Consider the following 14,785-nt stretch of genomic DNA (forward strand, 5'->3'; position numbering starts at 1 on the left):
ATTATTTATTTGAGATAGGTTTCCAGGTGCTGTCTTTGACATCGTCTTGATTCGGCTTTCTCACATGTTTCAGCATATTTTTCTGGCAGGCCCCAAATTCTGAATAATTTTTTTGAGCCTGCCGCAGTGAAACGTCATTTGCTCCGCCAACAAAATCCACATCATCAAATTGAATATCATCATCTTCCCAAAAGCAAATAGGACAAATATCATATTCGTGTTCATTCTGTAAAGTCTTATATCCACAACAGGGGCAAGTATATTTTTTCATTCAGTCACTCCCCACATTGAAATGATTATATAAAATTCTTCCATTAGTAAATTGATATTGGAGAATAAATATGTCTGAAATCATCAGCGCCCTGCAGAACGGATCGCAGGTCAAGGTTGTGTATTCCTATACCCAGAATATCTCCGCGAATACGTCGGCCATCACCACTTCCCTGTATGTTCACCGCGACAGCTACGGACCTTCGTATGCCGATTCCTGTACCGCGTATATCAACATCAACGGCGCTCGGGCTATGACGTACACGGCGGGCTTCACGATCGGGTCGAGCTGGGTGCAGATCGGCAGCACGGCGACCGCGACCGTCGCGCACAATGCCGACGGTACCAAAATCGTCAACATCGCCGGATACTTTAATTCCAGCGTCACCTCAAAACTCGAAAATCTCGGTGTTTCCCAGAACATCACACTGGCAACGATTCCAAGGGCGAGCCAAATCACGGCGTCCTCCGGTTCTTTCAACATCGGCGGTTCCATTACAATCTACACGAACCGGAAGAGTACTTCCTTTACGCATGCCCTGAATTTGTATTTCGGCGGCTATGCCACGACGATCACCTACGATATTACCGACAGCTACACTTGGAACACCTCCGGGTGGGCCTCGGCCATGTACCAGCAGATTCCGAACACGAATACCGGAACCGGCACGCTGCGGCTCATCACCTACGACGCGGGCGGCAGCGTGGTCGGATACACGGAACTGGTAATTACGGCCCATGTGGTTAACAGCAATCCATCGTTCACCAATTTCTCCTATGCCGATGTGGATTCCAATACCGTCGCGCTGACCGGCGATTCTTCACAAATCGTCCAAACAAAATCGAATCTCCGGGTGACCGTGACCGGCGCGTCGGCACAGAATTACGCGACCGTTTCCTCTTACCGGGTGCAGTACGGCTCCAAGACGGTAACAAGCAGTTCCAGTGTCATCAGCTTTGGCACCGTGTCCGCAAGCGACAGCCTAATCGTGACCGTCGTCGACAGCCGGGGTAACACGGCACAGCAGAGCGTCGCCATCACGACGATTGCCTATTCCCCGCCGGTGATTTCTTCCGTTTCACTCTCCCGCGTGAACAACATCGAAGCCGGAACGGGGCTGCAATGCGCCGGGACATACGCTGCCTACATGGTAACGAAAAGCCAGTATTTTCTGAAATACCGGTACAAGACAACTTCTTCCGGCACATGGAGCGAATACGTCCCCGTCACGCCGACCGTGAGCGGCGGTGATTTCTCGTTCAACGCCAGCATCGGGAACTTCGATATCGACTCGTCGTTCAACTTTGAGATCGCGGCGTCCGACTATTATGTCTCAACCGTACAGTCTGCCCTGCTGCCCACGGCAAAGCCGGTCTTTTCCATCCGCGACGGACAGATCGGCGTCAACAAAATCCCGGAGAACGGGGCGCTGGACGTCAGCGGCGACGTTTATATCTCCGGTTCCAAGGCTTACAGCGACGGCTATCATCCCAGCGCCGATACTGTAGACGGGCTGCACATCCTGCGCGGCGCGGCATCCGGGACCACGGCGACACAAACGGCATACGGTTCCATCTACTACTCGGCGGATATCAACATCAGCTTCGGAATGACTTTGCCGGTGGTTCCGTATGTCCTGACGTCGTTCAACACGAACGGCTTCGGCTACTGCGTCATCAAAAGCACAAGTACGACCGGGTTCACAGTCAAAATCACCAATGAGGTCACATCCTCGGGTGTAAACTGGGGAATCCATTGGCTCGCAATCTATGAATCGTAACAGTTGAAAAGCAAAACGCAATATTGCAGATGGAACACCTGATTTTTGCCCTTTAAAACAATGCGGGTGAAGTCCGTCAAAATTATGTAGAAAATTCCAGCCGGCGATTCTTTCGCATCCGCTTGATGTTCCTGCCTTTCAGAGTTATACTACCCATGATAGGATTTTGCGGGTCCGTTCGGTATTGTGAATCAAAGCATTTGGAGGACATGCTCGTTTGTCCACAACAGGGAATTGGTTTTAGGAATCAAAACTTCAGGAATTACGGTGTTTGCATGGACAAACTGTAAAAATTTTACTTACTTAGCAAATTTTAACTCTATGGGACCGCAAAGACCGCATGAGCATGGCCAGCGGGCTGGAGGTCCGCGTCCCCTATGCGGACCACCGGATTGTAGAGTATGTTTTCAACGCCCCCTGGAGCTACAAATGTCCCGACGGCGTCGTAAAGGGGCTTCTGCGGGACGCCGCCCGCCCCTGGCTGCCCGAAGACGTCCGCACACGCCGGAAGAGCCCCTATCCGAAGACGCATAACCCCGCATATGAACGGATTCTCCGCCGCAGGCTGGACCTCGTGATGAAGGACGAGGAGGAACCGCTCCATCTCCTGGTGAATTCCGCGGCGGTTGAGCAAATGCTAAGTGAAAAATCGGATTACGGGAAACCGTGGTTCGGGCAGCTGATGGCGGGACCGCAGATGATGGCATATCTTCTGCAGATCAACTATTGGATGAAGAATTATGAAATTGAGATCGAGTTATAACCTCAAAAAACCTGCCGGGGCAAGAACCCGGCAGGTTTTTAATTTTGCTCTGTAATTTACTGTATGGCGGAATCCGGCTCAGACGACACCATGACTCCCGATTCGTCAAACGTATAAGTCACCCCGTCGATCGTACGCGACGTGCCGACTACATATTGTCCGTTCTCATAATAATACTGATCCCCTTCAAAGGTGACGAACCCATTTTCCGGGTAACTGATTTGAGGAAGTTTAAACCATTTGGTCCAGTGATAACTGCCGCCGATCACTTTGCCGTATTTCATGTTCTCTCCGGAACAACGGTTGTCCACCGATTTATTTCCTCCCACGTAAACCCCAACGTGACCCGGGCTGTAAAGGATCAGTCCGTGAATGCGCGGGAGTGTGGATGCATCGGACAGGTTGATGCTGCCTTTCACTTTCGCTGAGGCGAGCATGGAAGTCGAACTGCCGGCAACGGAAATCAGACCCGGATCCGGGTCGCAGTCATCGCCCTGCCACCAAAGATAGGATTTGACCAGACCGGAACAGTCGGTGGAACGGGAACCGTCAATATACTGGCCATAGTGCCCGTACTGGTATTCCCATCCTTCCTGATAGGCCTTCAGAACATGCTCCGACAGGCCGACGCCCGTCTTTGCCTCCGCAGCCGACGCGGGTACCGCCTGAAATGCCAAAACGCCCCACAAGGCAAAATTCATCAAGAGAGCGGCAACAAAAGCAAATCCCCGTTTTGATCTCATGGCGCATCCTTCTTCCGATTACGAACTTTTAACAACTGTTACAATTTAGTAACATAATATCACACAAAGGTAACAGTTGCAACAGAAAAAGGAAGCGCAGGGATAAATTTGTAGTATTTTTACAAGGGATAGGAAATAGTTTTTGTAATATTTACCTATTCATGAAGAAGAAACGCGACAATTTCTTCGGTATGCATGGAACGGGAGCCCTTAACAAGAACGGAATCACCGGGCTCCAGCAATGTTTTCAGCACTTCGCAGGCCTGTCGGTTATCGCCGCATACACGGCAATCCATGTCGGAGCGGACAGCTCGCGCTCCTTCCGCCATGAGGGCGGCACGCTTTCCAATCGTGATGAGTACGTCCACGCCGGAATCGGCGGCGAATTCACCCACATTCCGGTGCGCTTCGGCGGAATAGCTGCCCAGCTCCAGCATATCGGCCAGCACGGCCACCCGCTTTCCGCTTTTCAGGGATTTCAGAACCCCAAGGCTGCTTTTTGCCGAATCCGGACTTGAATTATAGCTGTCGTCCAGGATGATTACACCGTTCTCACGGCGGATTTGCTGCCTCATGGCGGGCGCGCGGTAGTTTGAAAGAGCCGCCGCGGCATCGGGCAGCGGTACGCCGAGCTGGCCGGCAACGGCAAGTCCCGCAAGCGCATTGAGAACATGGTGCGTTCCGATCATGGGGAGCGATACCTCCCCCGCTTCTCCGTTCGGAGCAATGTATTGGAAACGGGTCGACTCCCCCGTGATTTCGATCCCCTCCGCCCGAAAGTCGCAGTCCTCTCCCGTTCCAAACAAAACTGTTTGAAAAGGAAGAGTTCCGGCCAGGCCGCGCAGCATTTCATCGTCCCCGTTTAAAAACAGTACGGAACCCGGATGAAACCGGTCGGTAATATGCAGTTTCTCCGCCAAGATATTCCGGCGGCTTCCCAACTGCTCGATGTGGGAAACGCCGATGTTTGTCATCACCGCATAATCCGGCGCGGCAATTTTCGCAATCCGGCTCATTTCCCCGAATTCGCTCATCCCCATTTCGACGACCGCGGCGCCGTATTCTTCGGAAAGGCGGAACACCGTCAGAGGAACCCCGACCTGACTGTTGTTGTTCCCGCGGGTTTTCATCACATTCAGCCCCGCCGAAAGAGCCAGGGCCACCATTTCTTTCGTGGACGTTTTCCCCACGCTGCCCGTGATGCCGACAACCGGCAGGGAAAATCGCTTTCTGTACTCGGCGGCGATGCGCTGGAGCGCGTCCTTCGTGTCGCCGACGGCGATCCAGGCGCCCGGACCGCCCGCCGACTGATGCTCCTGGGTCAGAACAGCCGCAGCGCCCGCTTCCAGAACGGAGGGGATGAATTCATGTGCGTCTACCCGCTCGCCGCAGATCGGGACAAACAGCGCCCCCGGGGCAACCTCGCGGCTGTCCGTTGAAACCGACGTCACTTCGGCGGTCGGACTGCCGCAGAGCAGCCGGCCTGCGCACGCCGATACCATTTCAGAAACCGTCATTTTCATAGAATCCCCTCACAGCTTTCCGTTTAGAATATCGGCAATGACCTCGCGCTCATCCAAATGATACTTGACGCCCTTGATTTCCTGATAATCCTCATGTCCCTTTCCGGCAAGAACAATTACGTCGCCGTCCTGAGCGTTTTCCATACAGTATTTGATCGCCTGTTTCCTGTCCGGGATGACGACGTATTTTCCTCCGGTTTTGTCGATTCCCGTGCGAATATCGGCAATGATGTCCATTACGTCCTCGTCGCGTGAATTGTCCGCCGTTAAAACGGACAGGTCGGCAAGCCTTCCGCTTTCTTCCCCCATTTCAAACCTGCGGGAACGTGCGCGGTTTCCGCCCGCGCCAAACATGCAGACAAGCCTTTTCGGGTGATATTCGCGCAGGGTCTCCAGAATATTTCTCATTGCGAGAGCATTGTGGGCGTAGTCGATAAGAAGGGTGTAATTGCCGGGGACCTTGACCGGCTCCACACGTCCGCAGACTTTTACGTTTTCCAGCCCGTCGCGGATATTCTGTTCCGTAACCGGAAAGTGCAGGCAGACGGCTACGGCCGCCAACGCGTTGTAAACACTGAATCTGCCCGGAATCCCGACTTCCACGCCGGAAAAATTCAGCCTTCCGGAAAGGTTGAACCTGACCCCCAGGAACCCCTTGCGCGAAACAAGCTCTTCCTTTTCCGCAGCCAGCCCGGCCTTCGGCGAAAAGCCGAAAGTTTCCAGCGCACAGGTATGCCCTTCCACGATCCCGCTCCAGTTCTCATCGTCCACATTGATCACGCCGATTTCGCACATACGGAACAACAGGCGTTTGCAGGCCATGTATTCCTCCAGGTCTTTGTGCTCATTGCCGCCGATATGGTCCGGAGAGAAATTGGTGAATACCCCGTAATCGAATCGGATTCCGGATAAACGATGCCCTCTCAGGCCGATGGAGGATGCCTCCATGACAACCGCCTTACAGCCTTCATCCGCCATCCAGCGCAGATAAGACTGGATTTCATAGGATTCGGGAGTCGTGTTGTCCGTCTTGATCACCCGGTCCCCGATCACCGCTCCGATTGTGCCGATAACGCCGGTCTTGATTCCGGCTGTTTCCAGAATCGAACGAACCATATAGGAAACGGTGGTTTTTCCTTTCGTTCCCGTAATCCCCACAACCGTCATTTCGCGTGCCGGATACCCGAACCATGCCGCGGAAATCAGCGCCATGGCAAGGCGCGTGTCCGGCACCATAACGACGCTCGCACCGCCGGCCTCAACCGGGCGCTGTGCCACAATCGCAGCCGCGCCGGCCTTTGCCGCTGTTCCCGCAAATTGATGGCTGTCAACCGCAGACCCGCACAGGCAGATAAAAAGGCTCCCCTGTTTCACCTGTCTCGAATCATAAACCACATCCGTTATTTCCAGATCCGTACGCCCGGAACAGGTAAAGTCCAGATCCCGGATTAAATCCGCCAAAAGCATGAAAACGCCTCCGCTGTCATATTGTTTTATGGATGAAATTTCCTGAATTATACCGTAAGTGAAAGGCTGTGTCAATATTCCCCGACACTTTGCGAGAACTGTATTAAACAAGAACTTCTTCGGTATTAGTATGAATAAATAATACTGAATAATGTTTATAGAAAGGAAAAATTCTCCTGTTATTTTAGCTCGCTTAGAGAAAAAATATTTCTCTGACACTTGCCGCATATTGTATAATTTTTTTACTCTGTCATAAAAATGTATGGTTACAAGTCGAATGATTTCGTGTTATTTTATAATTAAATTTTACCCTTGCAGGCCGATTATGAGGAAAGGAAGCATATCTTTATGGGTACTGTAAACGAGAAGCTGGAGTCCTACGGATTGAAAAAAGTGCTGAACTACCTGGACAGCAATCCGGAGGAAAATGTGCCGAAGCTGATCGGCTGGCTGAAAAAATTCGATCGGGACGGCCTTTACCAAAACACGTATGAAATGGTTGACGGCTTTATAAAGGACCCGGAGAATAACTGGAACCGTCTTATCCTAAGCCTTTATTCCGATATAGACGAAAGCGTCCGGAGAAAAACTTTTGAGAATTTTCTGATCAACTCCGCGATCCTCGGCAGTCAGAAAAAGAACAAGCTCGTGGAAAAATACGACTGCAACATACCGTGGGCCATCCTCATGGACCCGACCTCCGCCTGCAATCTGCACTGCATCGGGTGCTGGGCGGCGGAATACGGAAACCGGCTGAACCTGAGTTTTGATACTCTGGACGATATTGTTCGCCAGGGGAAGGAACTGGGCACGTACATGTATATTTTCTCCGGCGGAGAGCCGCTGGTAAGAAAAGACGATATCATCAGGCTGTGTGAAAAGCACAATGACTGTGAGTTTCTGGCTTTTACCAACGGAACTTTGATTGACGAGCACTTCGCGGACGAAATGCTGCGGGTCAAGAATTTTGTTCCCGCCATCAGTATTGAGGGATTTGAGAAAGAAACTGATTTCCGCCGCGGAGAAGGGACCTATCAGGCCGTCACCCGCGCGATGAAGCTTCTCAAAAGCAAAAGGCTTCCGTTCGGCGCTTCGCTGTGCTATACGCGGCAGAACGCGGAAACCATCGGCAGCGAGGAATATTTCAATCATCTGATCGAGCTGGGATGCAAATTTGCCTGGCTTTTCACTTACATGCCGGTCGGAGTGGACGCCAAGCCGGAGCTCATGGCAACGGCGGACCAGCGCAAATTCATGTACGAACAGGTGCGGAAATTCCGCGAAACAAAGCCCTTGTTCACACTGGACTTCTGGAACGACGGAGAATTTGTTAACGGATGCATCGCGGGAGGGCGCCAGTATCTTCATATTAACGCGAACGGCGATATCGAGCCCTGCGCCTTTATCCATTACGCGGACTCCAACATTCATGAAAAGACATTGCTGGAGGCATACCGGTCGCCGCTGTTCATGCAGTACCGCAGAAACCAGCCGTTTAACCGGAACCAGCTCCGCCCTTGCCCGCTGCTCGACAACCCCGGCAGGCTTTCGCAGATCGTGAAAAAATCCGAAGCAGTCTCCACGGATCTGGCTCACCCCGAAAACGTGGATCAGCTGACGGAAAAATGTGTGGAAACCGCAAAGGCATGGGCGCCCGTCGCAAAGGAAATCTGGGAAAACAGCGAAGGCCGCGAACGGGCGGACTGGAAAGCGGATCGGGAAGCGCAGCAAAAAGCCCAGATTGAAAAAAAGGTTCAGGAAAAGGAAAACAAAAAAAAGATTAAGGTATCCATGTGATAGAAGCTTCATACGAAAGGGACTGTTTCGCAATGCGACAGTCCCTTTCCTTATGCCGTTTTATTGTTTTCCGTTTTCTATCAAAGCATAAAGCTTGTCAATCTCGTCTTCATTGGTGAGATCACACCCGGACAGCGCCCGCGCGTATTTTTCCCGCAGTTCTCCGTCCTTTGCAAGGCTTTCCAGGCCCTGTTCCACTCCTTCGGTCGTCATCGGCACAATCAGCCCGTTTTCACCCGATGTGATCTGGTCGGAGGCGGTGGAAAAATCCGTGAGCAAAATCGGACGGCAAAGCACCATCGCCTCATCTACGGCAATGGCTTTCCCTTCAAAACGCGACGGCTGCATATAAATGTCGCATTCCCTGACAAAGGGATACGGGTTGCCGCGCTCCCCCAGAAAAACGACGCAATCCTCCGCTCCAAGCTGAGCCGCCTGCTGTTTCAGGCTATCTTCCTCCGGCCCGACACCGATCACATACCACCGCAGGCGAACGCCTTTCCGGTTCAAAGCAACGACGGCAGGCATCGCCAGATCAAGCCCTTTCTGGTGAGAAAGCCGCGCAACGGACAGCACCCGGATTCCGGTGTATCCGTCGTCGAATCCCTTTTCTCTTTCCGCCATGGAGCGCAGAAAATTCGAGGATATGATATTGTAAATCACGTGGAATTTTCCAGACTGGTCGGGGAAAGTTTTTTCCAAAGCCGTTTTGCAGGATTCCGATACCGTGCAGAGCGCGTCCAACTTTGCAACATACGGACGGTCAAAATCTTTGTAAAGGCCCATCGCGTTGTAATCGCCGTGAATGAATCCGATTTTTACGCCCGCATTCGCTTTCTCGACGGCGTAATAAAGCGGCTGCCCTTCCATATACGCGACGACCGCGTCATACCGCTCCCCGGCCGGGCGGACAAAATGCCGCTCAATTTTCCACATTCTTGAAAGCCGTTCTCCCATCGTGCCGCGAAGCCCGGCAAAGCTGACCAGCAGACGGCAAACAGCCAGAAGCGGGTGTCCGCTGGATACAAGAGCCGGAAATGCTTTGCGGATATTGAGCCGGTATTCCTGCGGAAACAGCGGCGGCAAAACATGGACCTTTTCCGGTACACGGCTGAAAAACAGCCCCTCGTTCGCAAACAGCTGCAGATCCACCTCATATTTTTTATTATCAAACAGTGATAATACCGTTACCAGGCTTTTCTCGATTCCTCCGCTGTGCAGACTGTAATTGACAAAAAGGATTTTCTTCCGTTCAGGCATGGTAAAACTCCCAAGGATTTATTTTTTTCGGGTATCTCTCATTAATACGCGTGAATACGCGCCGTAAAACAGATAGACAAGGGGCGCAAACCCGGACCGGATAACCGCCAAAATCATTCGGTCCGCCCTGCTTCCGTATTTCAGATAATCGGAACGAACGGCTTCCCTTGCATACGGATTTTTCAGAATTGAGCGAATTTCGCGATACTTCTTTAAAAATCCGCCGGGATTTTTCGGAGAAAAGCAGTTGATCAGGGACGAGTGGACCGCCGAGCGCAAAAACCACGCAAGATGCCGCTTTGCGTACCTCTCATACAGTCTCTGTTCCGTCAGGATCCTGCGGATGACCGAATAGCACTGGGTCATCATCTCCATTTTGTGCGGACGATACCGCGTGCTGAGAGAGTCCGGATTGTAGCGGTAATGATAATAGGCTCCGCCTACGACCAGAAGGCGTTCCGCGGCACAATGCGCCATGATGGACGCCGGCATATCCTCCAGCATAATTTCACGTTCGTCGCCGAACCGGATCCCGTTTTCAAGGTACCAGCTGCGCAGATACATGCGGCGCCAGGCGCAGCCCAGCATTTCCACGTGGCGCCAGGCGCTGTCTTCACGGTCCGGCCCGACCAGTTCCGTAATCAGAAGCTCCTTTACTTCGTCGCCGAATTCCGGATAATTGATAGGAAGCTTGCAGACGCGCTGTTCACCGTCCTGAAGATTTTCCCGGATAAAGTTAAAAAGCACAAGATCCGCCTGATATTCGACCGCGGCCGAATAAAGATTTTTCAGCATATTCTCGTCGATCCAGTCATCGGAATCGACAAACAGCAGATAATCGCCTCCGGCGCGTTCCACACCGTAATTTCTCGTATTCCCCAGCCCGCTGTGGGGTTTGTCCAGCACGCGGACGCGGCCGTCCCCGGAATACTTCCGGGCAATTTCCAGCGAGCGGTCGGTGGAAGCGTCGTTGACTAAAAGGACCTCAAAATCGGAAAAAGTCTGATTCAGGATGCTGCCGACGCAGCGCTCCAGATATTTCTCAACATTATAGATCGGTACGATCACACTGATTTTTGGCACTGTTTATCCCTCGTATTCTTCCGCCGGGAATTCGGAATCATCACAGCGGCAGTCATATTTGGACTCGGCGGCTTTGTACTTACTTCCGCGGGTAGGAAGAAGCCGCCCGCTTTGCCGAAACAATCTGCGGGCAAAGAAACTCCCCGGACTTTCCTCTTCAGGATTCCGGGAATTGCCGCCGATCCATCCCTCAGAAATTTCATACTGTTCCTCCCCCGCCGCGCTCTGGTGTACGGCTGTCAGTAATCTTTTCCTGAACTATTTTCAGTTTGGATTATTATAGCATTGTCCACCCTGAATTACAAGTAAACGCCTGCTACATTCTCCCCGCGAAGGTTGAAATCGGATGCGGTCTATGCTATGCTTTATGGGATGCGATAGACATTATTGGAGAGAGATTTTTATGAATTATTGTCTTATATTGCTGACAAAAAAATATCCGTTTGATTCCGGCGAGGAATTTATAGAAAACGAAATTCCTATCCTCGCCAAAACGTTTCAGCACATTGTTTTAATTGCAACCTCGGTTTCCGACCGGGGTGAACAGACCCGGCCGGTTCCGGACAACGTGGAGATTCACGCTCTGCGCGCCTCCGGAATTCGCCGTTCTCTTCTGCCGCCCCTTGCCTGCTCCTTCCCGTTTCCCCTGCCGGGGGTTGTTTCGGGCCTCGACCGCAAAGAAGCGAAAGAGTCTTTTCGAAGAAAGCTGTTTTGTCTGTACTTTCTGGCAAAGGCCGGGCAGGTATACAAAGGATGCCGAAAAATACTGTCTGACAAACATCTGGACTCTTATGACGGCGTCACCTTTTACAGCTACTGGCTTTATGACACCGCCCTGGCGGCGGCGAACCTGAAACGGGAATTCGGCTTGAAAAACAGCCGTGCGGTCAGCCGCGCGCACCGCTATGATCTTTACGCGGATCAAAACCCGTCCGGGTTCCTTCCAATGCGCGAGTACCTTCTTCAGAATCTTGACAGGGTTTACCCCTGTTCTGTGGACGGTGAAAATTATCTCGTTGAGCGGCACCCGCAATTTTCCGAAAAAATTCGAACGGCCTATTTGGGAACCCGGGACCACGGCGTTTCACCCGAAAATGAAAGCGACGTCTTTCACCTGGTCAGCTGCTGTCACATCTCCCCGGTGAAACGGGTCGACCTGCTCGCCCGCTCGCTTGCAACGCTGAAAGAAAGCGGCCTGAAACTGAAATGGACACATTTCGGGGGTGGCGAGGGGCTCGAGGCGCTTCAAACCTACGCGAATGAAAATCTTAGATTCATCGAATGCCGTTTTGAGGGCGAAACCGGCAATGCCCGCCTGATGGAGTACTACGAAAAAACGCCGATCGACTGTTTTGTGAATACCAGCAGTTCCGAAGGGCTGCCCGTCAGTATTATGGAAGCCATCTCCTTCGGCATCCCCGTCATTGCGACCGACGTAGGCGGCACGGCGGAAATTGTAAGGCCCGATCAGAACGGCTGGCTTCTTCCGGCTGATTTCAGCCCGGAACAACTCGCCGGCAAAATAGAATTGCTGTACCGGATGCCGCCGGAAGCACGCAAGAAAATGCGCAACGCAAGCCGCAGCCTGTGGACTGAAAACTTTTGCTCCGAACAGAACTATTTGAACTTCGCGGCTGAAATATCCGCCAAGGATTCTTAACGTATGTAGACTCCGCCGATCGGCGGAGTTTTTTCATTAAAATATATTCGCGATACTTGGAATTTCCGACTCATTCAAATAGGAAATCTGCTCGATGCTGCGGTCACAGTCCGCAAGGAACTGTTCTGTGCCGCCGTACTGGCAGAGCATCGGCAGCCCGGCCAGCGTCTGATCGATTGCCTCAAGCTTGGAGTGAGGCATATAAGTGCAAAGAACCGTGTGCATGGAACGCCAGTCGTCCCCCGCTTTGCGGCTCAATTGAACCGCTGTTTCAGTTTCTCCTCGCTGTTCCGCGCTTTTTGCCTCCGTTACGGTTTGAATCATCCGGGTGCTGATTTGATTGGTATAGACGGTCCCCAGAATACAAACGCCCGTAAGAACAATAAAAATGCCCAGTGAAATCCAGACGCGCTTCACTTTGACGCCTCCTTTTTCACGATGAAAAAGTCGCCCTTGGTATTGGCAGTCATAAGAAAAACATCCGCGGTGGAAAGATGCTGCCCCCGCAGGACGCCGTCAAGCCAGTCTTTATTTTTTTGGCACAGCTGCAGCGAAAAATCCGAAATAACGCCGTCGCTGACCACAACGGTCTCAATCCCGTTGTCCGGAAGAGGAACCGCCAGCATCCCGGCCGTCGGCTGTTCCTTTTCCGGTTTTTTAATCACACTCATCTTGCCGTTGGTCTCAACAATCGCATAGGCCACGTCCTGAATGCTGAACACGTTTTTCTGCCGAAGCTGCTCGCTCAGGTCTTCCGTCGTCATGCGCAGGCGCTTCATTTCATTCTGCTGTACCGCACCGTTATTAATGACGATAATCGGCTTGCCGCACACGAGCTTGCGGAATTTAGTACTTTTCAGCATCAGCGCGGAAATGACGATTTCAAACATAACCAGGGCGGCAATCGGAATCAGCCCGCTGGCAAGCGGCTGCCCGGAATCCTGCATCGGTATGGAAGCAATATCCGATATTAACAAAGTCACAACCAGCTCACTGGTCTGCAGTTCGCTGATCTGTCGTTTTCCCATCAGGCGTACCGCCAAAATAACCACCGCATACAACATTAATGTGCGGATAAAAGAAATTGTCATTCTTATCACCACAGTTAGTATAAGCGGCAGACCTCTCATTATGTATCGCCCGGCGCGGACACTCAGGCGTTGGTCGTTACAAAACCGATCACATCACCCCCTGCCGCTGAGATGCGGCTGCAGGATTCTTTCAAATCGTTAAAAGGCGTGGAACCGTATTTTGCGGTAAGAATGACCGACCGGGCATACGGAGCGATACTTTCCGCATCCGAAAAGCGGATCTCTGAGGGAGCATAAAAAACCACATAGTCGTAGGATGCCGCCGCTTCTTCCGCAAATTTTACAAAGCCTTCCGTGGAAAAAAGGTCGGAGGGATTGACTCCGGAAACCGGCGAACCGGAAACAAGACTGAGGCCGGTCGTCTTCTGAACCGGAACAACGGCCTGCTGCAAGCTGCAGTCACCTTTCAAAACCTCATTCAGCGTTTTTTCGGGCTTGATTTTCAGCTGAGAAGCTAACTTCGGGCTGCGAAGGTCACAGTCCACCAGAAGAACAGATTTTCCCATCATGGAAAGAGCGGCGGAAAATCCGGCCGCGACCTGATCTCCTCCGTTATGCTCGCACACGTTCGCCACAAGAAAGCTGCGGTTCTCTCCGCACGCGTTCAGAGCGGCGGAACGAAGAGAGCGCAGGGAGTTTCCCCTGTCCCTTAACTCATGCGGAATCTCCGCAAGCAAGCGCACTTTCAGCATTTCCTCCGCAAATCTGCTGTTCCGGATAGTTTTATCGCTCAGGACCGCCAGAATTCCGAAGCAGATAAATACGATAAATCCAAGGACAGCGCTCAGAAATCCGGCTTTCACAATGGAGGATTTGATCGATTGGGGCTTCACCTGCTCGGCATGGTCGCTGATGCCCGCGGTCAGAACCGGGTCCGGAAAATGCTGTACCAGTTCCTCCATGAGCAGTTCGGCCGCGGTGTCGGAAATCTGGGCGGCCTTCGCCGCGTTGGTCGTGCTTACGGTCAATTTAACCACCGGAGAGGAATTTTCCATTTCTGCCGTTATTTTTGCGATTTCCGACTTGTCAACTCCGACTTTTTCAGCGGTATGAGTCAGAAGGTCGTCTCCGGAAGCCAGCGGAACGGCGCTCTGAACACGGCTGTAGAGAATATTGGTATACTGAAGGTGATAGTCGCTGTCGGCTCCGTTCGGCACGCCGCAGGTCACGGTAAAGGTTGTGCTGCTTTGGTAAACACGGTGTCCGAATTTCAGCGGCAAAAGGCCGCCGACAACGCCGAACGCCAGAACCACAAGAATAAATTTCATCCAGTTTTTTCTGTAAAAATGCATAATTTCAGAAAAGCTTACAAACAGTTCCATTGGTATCCTCCCATATGCTTTCTTT

At 52.1% G+C, this 14,785-nt stretch carries 13 protein-coding genes; 4 read left to right on the forward strand and 9 right to left on the reverse strand.

What is annotated here, in order from left to right:
* Position 1: 1 nt before the first annotated feature.
* Positions 2-271 (reverse strand): CPCC family cysteine-rich protein, encoded by a 270-nt coding sequence (locus ACLQ3M_RS12835; protein WP_411678077.1) that lies wholly within the window; start codon positions 269-271, stop codon positions 2-4.
* Between the two features lie 70 nt (positions 272-341).
* Here ACLQ3M_RS12835 and ACLQ3M_RS12840 point away from each other — a divergent pair, with 70 nt between their 5' ends.
* The gene (locus ACLQ3M_RS12840; protein ID WP_411678078.1) at positions 342-2,051 is read left to right on the forward strand and encodes a DUF859 family phage minor structural protein; all 1,710 of its coding nucleotides are present in this window, start codon (positions 342-344) and stop codon (positions 2,049-2,051) included.
* A gap of 340 nt (positions 2,052-2,391) precedes the next feature.
* Positions 2,392-2,814 (forward strand): asparagine synthase-related protein, encoded by a 423-nt coding sequence (locus ACLQ3M_RS12845; RefSeq protein WP_411678080.1) that lies wholly within the window; start codon positions 2,392-2,394, stop codon positions 2,812-2,814.
* 56 nt (positions 2,815-2,870) lie between these two features.
* Here ACLQ3M_RS12845 and ACLQ3M_RS12850 read toward each other — a convergent pair whose 3' ends face one another.
* The 3 genes from ACLQ3M_RS12850 to ACLQ3M_RS12860 all read right to left on the reverse strand — a co-directional run bounded on the left by ACLQ3M_RS12850 (position 2,871) and on the right by ACLQ3M_RS12860 (position 6,547).
* Complete coding sequence (locus ACLQ3M_RS12850; protein ID WP_411678081.1) at positions 2,871-3,557, reverse strand: hypothetical protein; 687 nt, start codon at positions 3,555-3,557, stop codon at positions 2,871-2,873.
* Positions 3,558-3,712: 155 nt separating this feature from the next.
* Complete coding sequence (locus ACLQ3M_RS12855) at positions 3,713-5,080, reverse strand: UDP-N-acetylmuramoyl-tripeptide--D-alanyl-D-alanine ligase (protein WP_411678082.1); 1,368 nt, start codon at positions 5,078-5,080, stop codon at positions 3,713-3,715.
* A gap of 9 nt (positions 5,081-5,089) precedes the next feature.
* Entirely contained in the window at positions 5,090-6,547 is a 1,458-nt protein-coding gene (locus tag ACLQ3M_RS12860) for a UDP-N-acetylmuramoyl-L-alanyl-D-glutamate--2,6-diaminopimelate ligase (RefSeq protein WP_411678083.1), read from the reverse strand.
* A 348-nt stretch (positions 6,548-6,895) separates the two neighbouring features.
* On the opposite strand from ACLQ3M_RS12860, the gene ACLQ3M_RS12865 reads away from it, so the two are divergent.
* Positions 6,896-8,344, forward strand: a complete 1,449-nt coding sequence (locus tag ACLQ3M_RS12865; RefSeq protein ID WP_411678084.1) for a radical SAM protein — start codon at positions 6,896-6,898, stop codon at positions 8,342-8,344.
* A 60-nt stretch (positions 8,345-8,404) separates the two neighbouring features.
* Here the strand turns inward: ACLQ3M_RS12865 and ACLQ3M_RS12870 are convergent, their stop codons facing one another.
* Both ACLQ3M_RS12870 and ACLQ3M_RS12875 read right to left on the reverse strand, forming a co-directional pair.
* Positions 8,405-9,604: a glycosyltransferase gene (locus ACLQ3M_RS12870; RefSeq protein ID WP_411678085.1), complete on the reverse strand. Its 1,200-nt coding sequence runs from the start codon at positions 9,602-9,604 to the stop codon at positions 8,405-8,407.
* Positions 9,605-9,622: 18 nt separating this feature from the next.
* Entirely contained in the window at positions 9,623-10,687 is a 1,065-nt protein-coding gene (locus ACLQ3M_RS12875; protein WP_411678086.1) for a glycosyltransferase family 2 protein, read from the reverse strand.
* A 403-nt stretch (positions 10,688-11,090) separates the two neighbouring features.
* On the opposite strand from ACLQ3M_RS12875, the gene ACLQ3M_RS12880 reads away from it, so the two are divergent.
* Positions 11,091-12,347: a glycosyltransferase gene (locus ACLQ3M_RS12880; protein WP_411678088.1), complete on the forward strand. Its 1,257-nt coding sequence runs from the start codon at positions 11,091-11,093 to the stop codon at positions 12,345-12,347.
* 36 nt (positions 12,348-12,383) lie between these two features.
* On the opposite strand, the gene ACLQ3M_RS12885 is transcribed toward ACLQ3M_RS12880, so the two are convergent.
* From ACLQ3M_RS12885 to ACLQ3M_RS12895, 3 genes are all read right to left on the reverse strand, one after another.
* A complete protein-coding gene (locus ACLQ3M_RS12885; RefSeq protein ID WP_411678089.1) occupies positions 12,384-12,764 on the reverse strand; it encodes a DUF4363 family protein in 381 nt (126 codons plus the stop codon).
* Positions 12,761-13,375, reverse strand: coding sequence for a DUF421 domain-containing protein (locus tag ACLQ3M_RS12890; protein ID WP_411678090.1), 615 nt, complete (start codon positions 13,373-13,375; stop codon positions 12,761-12,763). Before ACLQ3M_RS12890 ends, ACLQ3M_RS12885 begins: the two co-directional genes overlap by 4 nt.
* Before the next feature lie 125 nt (positions 13,376-13,500).
* A complete protein-coding gene (locus ACLQ3M_RS12895; protein WP_411678091.1) occupies positions 13,501-14,760 on the reverse strand; it encodes a hypothetical protein in 1,260 nt (419 codons plus the stop codon).
* Between the last annotated feature and the right edge of the window lie 25 nt (positions 14,761-14,785).

This window comes from Caproicibacter sp. (assembly GCF_046707225.1).
Lineage (GTDB): Bacteria > Bacillota > Clostridia > Oscillospirales > Acutalibacteraceae > Caproicibacter.

Excerpts from the sequence above, each read along its gene's own strand:
- ACLQ3M_RS12835 (WP_411678077.1), bottom strand. The coding sequence starts at position 271 with ATGAAAAAATATACTTGCCCCTGTTGTGGATATAAGACTTTACAGAAT.
- ACLQ3M_RS12840 (WP_411678078.1), top strand. The coding sequence starts at position 342 with ATGTCTGAAATCATCAGCGCCCTGCAGAACGGATCGCAGGTCAAGGTT.
- ACLQ3M_RS12845 (WP_411678080.1), top strand. The coding sequence starts at position 2,392 with ATGAGCATGGCCAGCGGGCTGGAGGTCCGCGTCCCCTATGCGGACCAC.
- ACLQ3M_RS12850 (WP_411678081.1), bottom strand. The coding sequence starts at position 3,557 with ATGAGATCAAAACGGGGATTTGCTTTTGTTGCCGCTCTCTTGATGAAT.
- ACLQ3M_RS12855 (WP_411678082.1), bottom strand. The coding sequence starts at position 5,080 with ATGAAAATGACGGTTTCTGAAATGGTATCGGCGTGCGCAGGCCGGCTG.
- ACLQ3M_RS12860 (WP_411678083.1), bottom strand. The coding sequence starts at position 6,547 with ATGCTTTTGGCGGATTTAATCCGGGATCTGGACTTTACCTGTTCCGGG.
- ACLQ3M_RS12865 (WP_411678084.1), top strand. The coding sequence starts at position 6,896 with ATGGGTACTGTAAACGAGAAGCTGGAGTCCTACGGATTGAAAAAAGTG.
- ACLQ3M_RS12870 (WP_411678085.1), bottom strand. The coding sequence starts at position 9,604 with ATGCCTGAACGGAAGAAAATCCTTTTTGTCAATTACAGTCTGCACAGC.
- ACLQ3M_RS12880 (WP_411678088.1), top strand. The coding sequence starts at position 11,091 with ATGAATTATTGTCTTATATTGCTGACAAAAAAATATCCGTTTGATTCC.
- ACLQ3M_RS12890 (WP_411678090.1), bottom strand. The coding sequence starts at position 13,375 with ATGGGAAAACGACAGATCAGCGAACTGCAGACCAGTGAGCTGGTTGTG.
- ACLQ3M_RS12895 (WP_411678091.1), bottom strand. The coding sequence starts at position 14,760 with ATGGAACTGTTTGTAAGCTTTTCTGAAATTATGCATTTTTACAGAAAA.